Below are 236 nucleotides of genomic sequence, written 5' to 3' on the forward strand. Positions count from 1 at the left end.
ATTCGTACATGGGCCGTACAAAAGTGAACAGGGAACAGACGAAAGACGTGTTTCGCGGGACGGTGCAAACCGCAAAAGAAACGTTTTCATCCCGTGCTGAAGTGTATTTCCATCCCGTAACAAAACACCTGATCAGCGTCCATATTTTCAGACTGTAAAAACGCTGCACAGCCTTATGCGGCCGTACAGCTTATCAGGTATCAGAAGAAACGTTTTGCGCCGAGGTAGCGCTGTTT

General features: G+C 47.9%; 1 protein-coding gene. It reads left to right on the top strand.

From position 1 onward, the window contains the following. Window positions 1-158 (top strand): DUF3889 domain-containing protein (locus SB660_RS23800; protein ID WP_410585070.1); only part of this gene is annotated, 158 nt, incomplete at its 5' end. Between the last annotated feature and the right edge of the window lie 78 nt (window positions 159-236).

The organism is Bacillus sp. SIMBA_005, from assembly GCF_046535585.1.
GTDB lineage: Bacteria > Bacillota > Bacilli > Bacillales > Bacillaceae > Bacillus > Bacillus pumilus.